Here is an 8,401-nt window from a genome sequence, read left to right on the forward strand (position 1 = left end):
GGCAGCTCCTACATTGGAATGTGCGTTTCCCTGTAGGAGCTGCCGAAGGCTGCGATCTTTTGCCTTTAAAGCCCCATCTGCTTGCTGATGATCTCGTTCATCACCTCTCGCGTGCCGCCGCCAATCGACAGAATGCGGTTATCCCGATACAACCGCTCCACCAGACTCTCGCGCATATAGCCCAGCCCACCGAGAATCTGCACCGCCTCCGTGGTAATCCGGTCCGAGGTGTCCGTGGCAAAGTTCTTCGCCATGGAAATTTCCTTGATCACGCTCTGCCCCGCCGCCATCTTCGCCGCTTGCCGGTAAGTGAACTCCCGCGACACTTCCAGCGCCGTGGCCATCTCCGCCAAGCGATGTTTGATCACCTGAAACTTGCCGATCGGCTTGCCAAACGCTTCGCGCTCGCGTGCCCATTGCAGGCTCTCTTCCAACGCTAACTGTGAAGTCATGTTGGCCATCAGCGCCAACGCCAGCCGTTCGCTCTGAAAGTTGCCCATGATGCAGGCGAAGCCCATGTTCTCGGCGCCGATCAGATTGCCCACAGGTACATGGCAGTCGTCGAAGAACAATTCGGCAGTGTCCGACGCCCACCAGCCCATTTTTTTCAACTGACGGCCGACGGTGAAGCCCGGCGTGCCCTTTTCGATCAACAACAGACTGATACCGCCAAACCCCGGCGCACCGGTACGCACCGCGACGGTGTAGAAATCAGCGCGTACGCCACTGGTGATAAAGGTTTTGCTGCCGCTGACGCGATAGACATCGCCGTCGCGCACGGCGCGGGTTTGCAGGTTGGCGACGTCGGAGCCGCCGCCGGGTTCGGTGACCGCCAGGGCGCTGATCCTTTCGCCGCTGAGCACTTGCGGCACAACGCGCTCACGCACTTCGGGGCGCGCCCATTTGACGATCGGTGGCAGACCGATATCCAGCGATCCCAGCCCCGCTACCAGGCCGCCAGAGCCACAGCGCATCAATTCCTCACTGGCGGCGACCTTGGCGAACAGATCGCCTTCATGACTGCCTCCGAGAGCTTCGGGATAGCCGATGCCGAGAATGCCCGCCGCACCAGCCTTCAGGTACAGCTCACGGGGGAAACTTTCGGCTTCTTCCCATTGATCGATGTCCGGCAGGATCTCGCGTTCGACGAAACGTCTGACGCTGTCGCGAACCAATTGGTGGCTGGGGTCGAAGTATTCCTGAAAGGCGGGCATGGGCGAGCTCCACGGAAGGGTCCGCCGAACTTAACCGAGCGCTTGCTTGGTTTACAAGGTACAGAAGATCAAAAGATCGCAGCCGTCGGCAGCTCCTACAGGGAAACGCGTTCCAAGGTAGGAGCTGCCAAAGGCTGCGATCTTTTGATTTTTATTAGAGGGAAATCGGTTTCCGCCCGGCAAACGAATGCGCCAGCGTGCCGCCATCGACCAGTTCCAGCTCCCCGCCCAACGGCACGCCGTGAGCGATCCGCGAAGCGATCAGGCCTTTGTTGCTCAGCAGCTGGGCGATGTAATGCGCCGTCGCCTCACCTTCCACGGTCGGGTTAGTTGCGAGGATGACTTCGGTAAATGTTCCCGCCTCTTCGATTCGCGTCATCAACTGCGGAATGCCGATCGCCTCAGGTCCCAGGCCATCAAGCGGCGACAAATGCCCCTTGAGCACAAAGTAGCGGCCACGGAATCCGGTCTGCTCGACCGCATACACGTCCATCGGCCCTTCCACCACACACAACAGCGTGTCGTCACGGCGGGTGTCGGCACATTGCGGGCACAGATCGTCTTCGGTCAGCGTGCGGCACTGGCGGCAGTGGCCGACCCCTTCCATGGCCTGGCTGAGGGCCTGGGCCAGACGCAAGCCGCCGCTGCGGTCACGCTCGAGCATCTGCAACGCCATGCGCTGGGCGGTTTTCTGACCCACGCCCGGCAAAGTGCGCAAGGCGTCGATCAGTTGGCGAATCAAAGGGCTGAAGCTCATGGGTAAAAAGTCCGACAAAACAACGAGACGCGGTTTATACCCGCGCCTCCGGCCAGCGTCAAATACTCAGTCCTGGGCAACCTTCACCACCAGTTTGCCGAAGTTGCGCCCCTCCAGCAGGCCGATAAACGCCTCGGGTGCCTGCTCCAGACCTTCCACCACGTCTTCGCGGAATTTCACCTTGCCGTCGCGCACCCACGGCACCATATGGCTGATGAATTCCGGCTGACGATCACCGTAGTCGTCGAACACGATGAAGCCCTGAATGCGCACGCGCTTGGTCAGCAGCGTGCGTTGCAGCATCGGCAGACGATCCGGGCCTTGCGGCGCTTCGGAAGCGTTGTAACCGGCGATCAGGCCGCACAGCGGAATGCGCGCCTTGGGGTTGAGCAACGGCACCACGGCATCGAACACATGACCGCCGACGTTCTCGTAATAGATGTCGATGCCATCAGGACAGGCCTTGGCCAATTGCTCGGCAAAGTCGGTAGCCTTATGATCGATGCAGGCATCGAAACCCAGTTCCTCGACCACGTATTTGCACTTCTCGGCTCCGCCGGCCACACCGACCGTGCGCAGGCCTTTGATCTTCGCCACTTGTCCGACCACCGAGCCCACCGCGCCGGATGCCGCAGCAACGACTAGCGTTTCGCCCTCTTTAGGTTGACCGATGTCCATCAAGCCCATGTACGCGGTCATCCCCGGCATACCCAGCACACCCAGCGCCATCGACGGGCTCGGCAGCCCGGCCGGGATCGGAATGATGTTGCGGCCGTCGCTGATGCTGTGGCTCTGCCAACCGGTGGCGCCAACCACCAGATCGCCTTTATGAAATTTCGGATGACGCGAATCCTCGACACGGCTGACCGCGCCGCCGGTCATCACTTCGCCGATTTGTACCGGGGCAGCGTAGGACGGCGCGTCACTCATGCGTCCGCGCATGTAGGGGTCGAGGGACAGATAGAGGGTTTTCAGCAGCACCTCACCGTCCGCAAGATCCGGCAGCGCTTCGCGTTCGAGGCGGAAGTTTTCCGGGGTCGGCGCACCGACCGGGCGTGAGGCGAGGACGAAGCGTTGATTGAGGGTGAGAGGGTCGGACATGTCAGCGTCTCCTGTGAATAGTGAATTCAGCGGGTACAGGGAGCAGACCGTTGTGGCTTTTGCGCGTTCGATGTTTATTCAGATGGCCGGGATTGATCGTTCCCATGCTCCGCGTGGGAATGCCTCAACGGACGCTCCGCGTTCGGCTCTGTACTTGGGACGCGGAGCGTCCCGGGCTGCATTCCCACGCAGAGCGTGGGAACGATCAGTCAGAAACAAAAATGCCAGGCGCAAGGCCTGGCATTTTGTGTAGCTCATCTGCCGCCGATTGGCGAATCAGAATGGCAGTTTCATACCGGCTGGCAGGTTCATGCCGGCGGTCATGTTGCCCATTTTATCCTGGCTGTTTTTTTCAATCTGACGCACGGCGTCATTGACGGCAGCAGCGACGATGTCTTCCAGCGTCTCTTTGTCAGCGTCGTCCAGGCCCGGAATCAGGCTAGGGTCGATCATTACCTTTTTCACATCATGACGCCCGGTCATGACGACGCTGACCAATTTGCCACCGGCCACACCAGTGACTTCGGCGTTGGCCAGTTCTTCCTGCATCTTGGCCATTTTTTCCTGCATCTGCTGCGCCTGCTTCATCAGGCCGGCCATGCCACCTTTCATCATGGGAATCACCTCAAAGTACTTGGATCAAAACAGCGCCCGGCCAGCGCGGCCGAGCACCCTCAGTTATTAGCCTTGGGCGACCAAGGCGTCGACAGGTTCAATAGTATCGTGTCGCACCACCGCGCCGAACTGCTGAACCATCTGCTGGATGAACGGATCGCCGTGAATCGATTCCTCCGCTTCGCGCTGACGGTTGGCACGGCGACGGGACGCGGCCTGGGCCGGGGTTTCCTGCTCGGGCTTGATCAGCTCGATGGTCAGGCTCAGCGTGCGACCGTGGAACTGGTTCAAGGCATCGTTCAGACGCCGCTGCTGCGTGGCGTTGAACAGTGCGCTGTGCGCTGGGTCGAGGTGCATCAGCCAATGGTCGCCATCGACCGCGATCAGCGTGCAGTTGGCGGCAATGCTGCCGGTCATGCCGGAAATCGGCAGTTTCGGAAACAGCTCCAGCCATTGCAAAGCCAGACCGGTGGCCGGTGCCGCAGCCGGTTCTGGCTCGGGTTCCGGGGCAGGCTCGGCGGCGTGCTCACTGGCCAGTTCGTCGAGATAGCTGTACGCCGAATCGATGTCCGGCTCGATGTAATCCTCGTCCAGCGGCGGCTCATCGTCCATGTCCATGCCCGGAGTAGCGGCATCGACGTCGGCGACTGACGGCTCGGGGATCGGCGCAGCAGCCCACTCAGGCGCCTCCGGGACGACGCTGTCCGGGGTCGGCAGCGGCATCGGCGGCAACTCGGGCTGCTCGGCGGCGGTTTCCAGCACCGGTTCGACGGCGGGTTGCTGCGCTGGTTCGGGCTCTGGCTCGGGTTCAACCGGGTCATTCCACGGCAGGTCGACGACAGCTTCGGAGACGACCGGCGCGGGTTCAGGTTCCGGCTCAGCAACGGCAGCAACCGGCGCAGGCTCGGGAGCCGGTGCAGGTGCTGCAGCAGGCGCTGGCACAACCGCCGCAGCGACTACCGGCGCAGGTTTAGGCGCGGCAGCCACTGAGTTTGCGGAATCAACTGTGGCCTGGCTGATCCCCACTGGCTTTAGCGGTTGCCTCGGGGCGTCCGCGGTGTCGGCGGGCCGGAAGGCGAGCATCCGCAGCAAGACCATTTCGAAACCGCCACGAGGATCCGGCGCCAGCGGTAAATCGCGACGACCGATCAGGCCCATCTGGTAATAGAACTGCACATCTTCGGCCGGCAAGGCCTGCGCCAATGCCAATACGCGATCGCGGTCACCGTGCCCGTTGTCGACGCCTTCCGGCAGCGCCTGAGCGATGGCCACACGGTGCAGCACGTTGAGAATTTCCGAGAGCACGCCGTTCCAGTCTGGGCCTTGCTCAGCCAAGTGACGCACGGCTTCAAGCAACGCCTTGGCGTCGCCTTCGATCAACGAATGCAGGACGTCATAGACCTGACCGTGATCCAGCGTGCCGAGCATCGCCCGCACGTCGGTAGCGAGAACCTTGCCTTCACCGAAGGCGATGGCCTGATCGGTCAGGCTCATGGCGTCCCGCATCGAACCGTCAGCGGCGCGACCGAGCAGCCACAGCGCATCGTCTTCGAACGGCACGTTTTCGGCGGTCAGTACGTGGGTCAAATGCTCGACCACACGCTCCGGCGTCATGTTCTTCAGCGAGAACTGCAGGCAGCGCGACAAAATCGTTGCCGGAAGTTTCTGCGGGTCAGTGGTCGCGAGGATGAACTTGACGTACGGCGGCGGCTCTTCGAGGGTTTTCAGCAGCGCATTGAAGGAATGGCTGGAAAGCATGTGCACTTCGTCGATCAGGTAGACCTTGAAGCGCCCACGGCTTGGCGCGTACTGCACGTTGTCGAGCAGTTCACGGGTGTCTTCGACCTTGGTGCGGCTCGCGGCGTCGATCTCGATCAGGTCGACGAAACGACCCTCGTCGATTTCACGGCACACCGAGCACTCGCCGCACGGGCTGGAAGTGATACCTGTCTCACAGTTCAGGCATTTGGCAATGATCCGCGCAATCGTGGTTTTACCCACCCCGCGCGTACCGGTGAACAGGTACGCGTGGTGCAGCCGCTGGCTGTCCAAGGCATTGATCAGAGCCTTGAGCACATGGGTCTGGCCGACCATTTCGCGGAACGAGCGCGGACGCCATTTACGTGCAAGAACCTGATAACTCATCGAAAACCGTCGCAACGAAGGAAGCTGAAGCGGCTAATGCTAGCGGAGCAAGGGCAAAATTGCATCCGGTGTCCTCGTCTAATGTGGCTAAGCTGCATCAGCAGAGGCTTTTATCGGCTCGGGATCGGGAATTACCGGAGCGTTTATGCGTTGGGCCTTGGGGGCACTGCTGGGAATCAGCCTGAGCGTAACGGCAGCGGAAACCCCGTTGCGCTTCGCCATGCCCGACAGCTGGGCGATGCCGATGGTGCAATACGAACGCGGCCGCCCGACCCAGGGCATCCTTTACGACCTGATGCTCAGCCTCGCCACACAGGTCGGCGTGCCGGCCGAGTTTCACGTCCTGCCCCGCGCCCGCGTGCAGACCGCCATGGAGCATGGCGAGATCGACGTGCGCTGCTATGCCGCACAGTCGTGGCTGCCGAATCAGTCGGGGGATTACATCTGGAGCATCCCGCTGCTGTTTCAGCGTGATCTATTGATCAGCCGCAAGGATCAACCGGCCAGCGCCGATCCCGCCCGCCTGCCCCGCCAGTCCATCGGCACCGTGCTTGGTTATACCTACCCTACCCTGCAACCGCTGTTCGACGCTGACCAACTTCAGCGTGAAGATGCGCGCAACCAAGAGCAGGTGCTGGAGAAGCTGCTGGCCGGGCGCTATCGCTATGCGGTGAGTAACCAGTGGACGCTGGACTGGTTTAATCAGCGGTTGATGCCTGAGCAGCAACTGCAAGGTGTCGCCGTGTTGCAGGAACAGAAGGTGGGTTGCTATGTGCGCAATGACCCGAAGGTGCCGGTGCAACGGATCTTGCGCACGTTGTTGCGGATGAAGATGTCGGGGGAGATTGATGAGATTATCCGGCTCTACACCGGCCACTCCGACAACACCCCATAACCTTGTGGGAGCTGGCTTGCCAGCGATTGCGGATTTTCAGTCAAATAGATGAACCTGACACACCGCTATCGCTGGCAAGCCAGCTCCCACAGGGTCATCTTCAACAGGGGGAATATGTGTCGATTTGGCAAATCGCAGGCACAAAAAAACCGCAGTGGGCGAAACCCATGCAGTTCTGGTTGAAGCGTTCGATTGTTCGTTAAGGTGGTAACCCCACCAGCCACACCCCGGCACACAATGTTCCCGCTGTGGCTGCTGCCTTCCGGCTCTGACCAGGTTCACGGGTAATCGTTGCGGGGGGACCGATGGGGTCACCATAACGACGCTTGCCTGTCGGCGAGCCGCGCCATTGTACCTATCTGAGACGAAGTTACAACCGTTGGTTGCAGATTAAAAATATGAACGGGTTCAAGGACATAAAGATCACAGCCAGCGGCAGCGCCTACAGGGCCAGAACTTCATCCGCCCTGCCGCCCGCCTGCTGGATCACCAGATGAATGAAGTGCAGCTTGGCAATCGCTGGCGCCGGTAGCACGAACGGGTAGAAATCCGGTTGGCCCATGCTGCGTGACAGCTCATTGAGCATGCCGGCCAGTTCGATCCACGCGTTGACGAACGACAGAAACGCCTCGCCGCCGGGATGCTCCGGGTCGTACAGCGTGCTGGTGGGAAACGGCTGGTAATCAAAATCCATTTCCCGCGCGCTCATGCCAAAACCCAGCGCGGTGTCCACGGCGTCCATCATGTGCAGGTAATGCGCCCAGGTTTCCGCCCAGTCTTCCCACGGATGCATCGTTGCGTAGGCGCTGACGTAGTGCTGCGGCCAGTCGAGTGGCGCGCCTTGCTGATAGTGACGATCGAGCGCCTCGGCGTAACTGGCGCGCTCGTCGCCGAACAGGTTGCGGAATGAGCCGAGCCATGGGCCGTTGGCGATCAGGCGATCCCAGTAATAATGCCCGACCTCATGACGAAAATGCCCGAGCAGTGTGCGATAGGGTTCGTGCATCGCCGCCCTCACCTGCTCGCGGTGGGCGTCGTCGGCTTCTTTGATGTCGAGGGTGACCAGGCCGTTGGCGTGGCCGGTCATCGGCGCGTTGCCTTCAAGGTCGACGCCGATGAAATCGAAGGCCAGCCCTGTGTCTTCATCGACGGTTTTCGGGATGACCTGCAAGCCGAGGGTAATCAGTTGCGCGACGAGACGCCGTTTGGCGATTTCGACTTTGCGCCAGCGCTCAGGGTTGTCCGGATCAGACAGGTCGGGGATGGTGCGGTTGAGGCTGCAAGCGATGCACAGGCTGTCGTGGTCGTTGGCTGGCAGCAGCCAGTTGCACGCGGCGGCTGTGTCGAGGTTGGCGCAGCGGCGGAACAATCCCGAGTCGGGATCGGCGTCGAGCGTCCAGGTGCCCTCGCAGGGCCCCGGTTGCAGCGAGGTCAGGCGGCTTTCTTCGGGTTGATAACCGAGCAAGGCATTACACGCCAGGCACTGGCTGTTGCGAAAGAACAGCGACTGGCCGCAGCGGCACGGCCAGACTTTGCTGTTGCGTGAGGATTCGCCCATGAACGGCGCGATGATGCGGGAACTGAGCTGCTCGAAAAAGCGGTGCATGGCGATCTCTCCCTGGGGCTTGCCAAGACTAGATCATTCCCGCGCGATGATCGTTCCCACGCTCTGCG

General features: G+C 61.1%; 7 protein-coding genes and 1 other RNA gene. 1 reads left to right on the top strand and 7 read right to left on the bottom strand.

Going from position 1 to position 8,401, the window contains the following annotated elements; all coding sequences use genetic code 11:
* Positions 1-65: 65 nt before the first annotated feature.
* The 5 genes from PMI23_RS16905 to dnaX form a co-directional block, all read right to left on the bottom strand.
* Positions 66-1,214: an acyl-CoA dehydrogenase family protein gene (locus PMI23_RS16905; RefSeq protein WP_007918334.1), complete on the bottom strand. Its 1,149-nt coding sequence runs from the start codon at positions 1,212-1,214 to the stop codon at positions 66-68.
* A gap of 154 nt (positions 1,215-1,368) precedes the next feature.
* The gene (recR, locus tag PMI23_RS16910) at positions 1,369-1,971 is read right to left on the bottom strand and encodes a recombination mediator RecR (RefSeq protein WP_007918335.1); all 603 of its coding nucleotides are present in this window, start codon (positions 1,969-1,971) and stop codon (positions 1,369-1,371) included.
* A 66-nt stretch (positions 1,972-2,037) separates the two neighbouring features.
* A complete protein-coding gene (locus PMI23_RS16915; protein ID WP_007918336.1) occupies positions 2,038-3,072 on the bottom strand; it encodes an NADP-dependent oxidoreductase in 1,035 nt (344 codons plus the stop codon).
* Between the two features lie 276 nt (positions 3,073-3,348).
* Positions 3,349-3,687 carry a YbaB/EbfC family nucleoid-associated protein gene (locus PMI23_RS16920; protein WP_007918338.1) on the bottom strand — a complete coding sequence of 113 codons (339 nt, stop codon included), beginning with the start codon at positions 3,685-3,687 and terminating at the stop codon, positions 3,349-3,351.
* 66 nt (positions 3,688-3,753) lie between these two features.
* Entirely contained in the window at positions 3,754-5,832 is a 2,079-nt protein-coding gene (gene dnaX, locus PMI23_RS16925) for a DNA polymerase III subunit gamma/tau (protein ID WP_007918340.1), read from the bottom strand.
* Between the two features lie 145 nt (positions 5,833-5,977).
* On the opposite strand from dnaX, the gene PMI23_RS16930 reads away from it, so the two are divergent.
* Entirely contained in the window at positions 5,978-6,727 is a 750-nt protein-coding gene (locus PMI23_RS16930; protein WP_007918342.1) for a substrate-binding periplasmic protein, read from the top strand.
* A 211-nt stretch (positions 6,728-6,938) separates the two neighbouring features.
* Here the strand turns inward: PMI23_RS16930 and ffs are convergent.
* Positions 6,939-7,035: signal recognition particle sRNA small type (gene ffs / locus PMI23_RS29075), an RNA gene on the bottom strand.
* Between the two features lie 134 nt (positions 7,036-7,169).
* The gene (locus PMI23_RS16935; protein ID WP_007916274.1) at positions 7,170-8,333 is read right to left on the bottom strand and encodes a zinc-binding metallopeptidase family protein; all 1,164 of its coding nucleotides are present in this window, start codon (positions 8,331-8,333) and stop codon (positions 7,170-7,172) included.
* Positions 8,334-8,401 lie beyond the last annotated feature (68 nt).

It is taken from the genome of Pseudomonas sp. GM24, from assembly GCF_000282235.1.
GTDB lineage: Bacteria > Pseudomonadota > Gammaproteobacteria > Pseudomonadales > Pseudomonadaceae > Aquipseudomonas.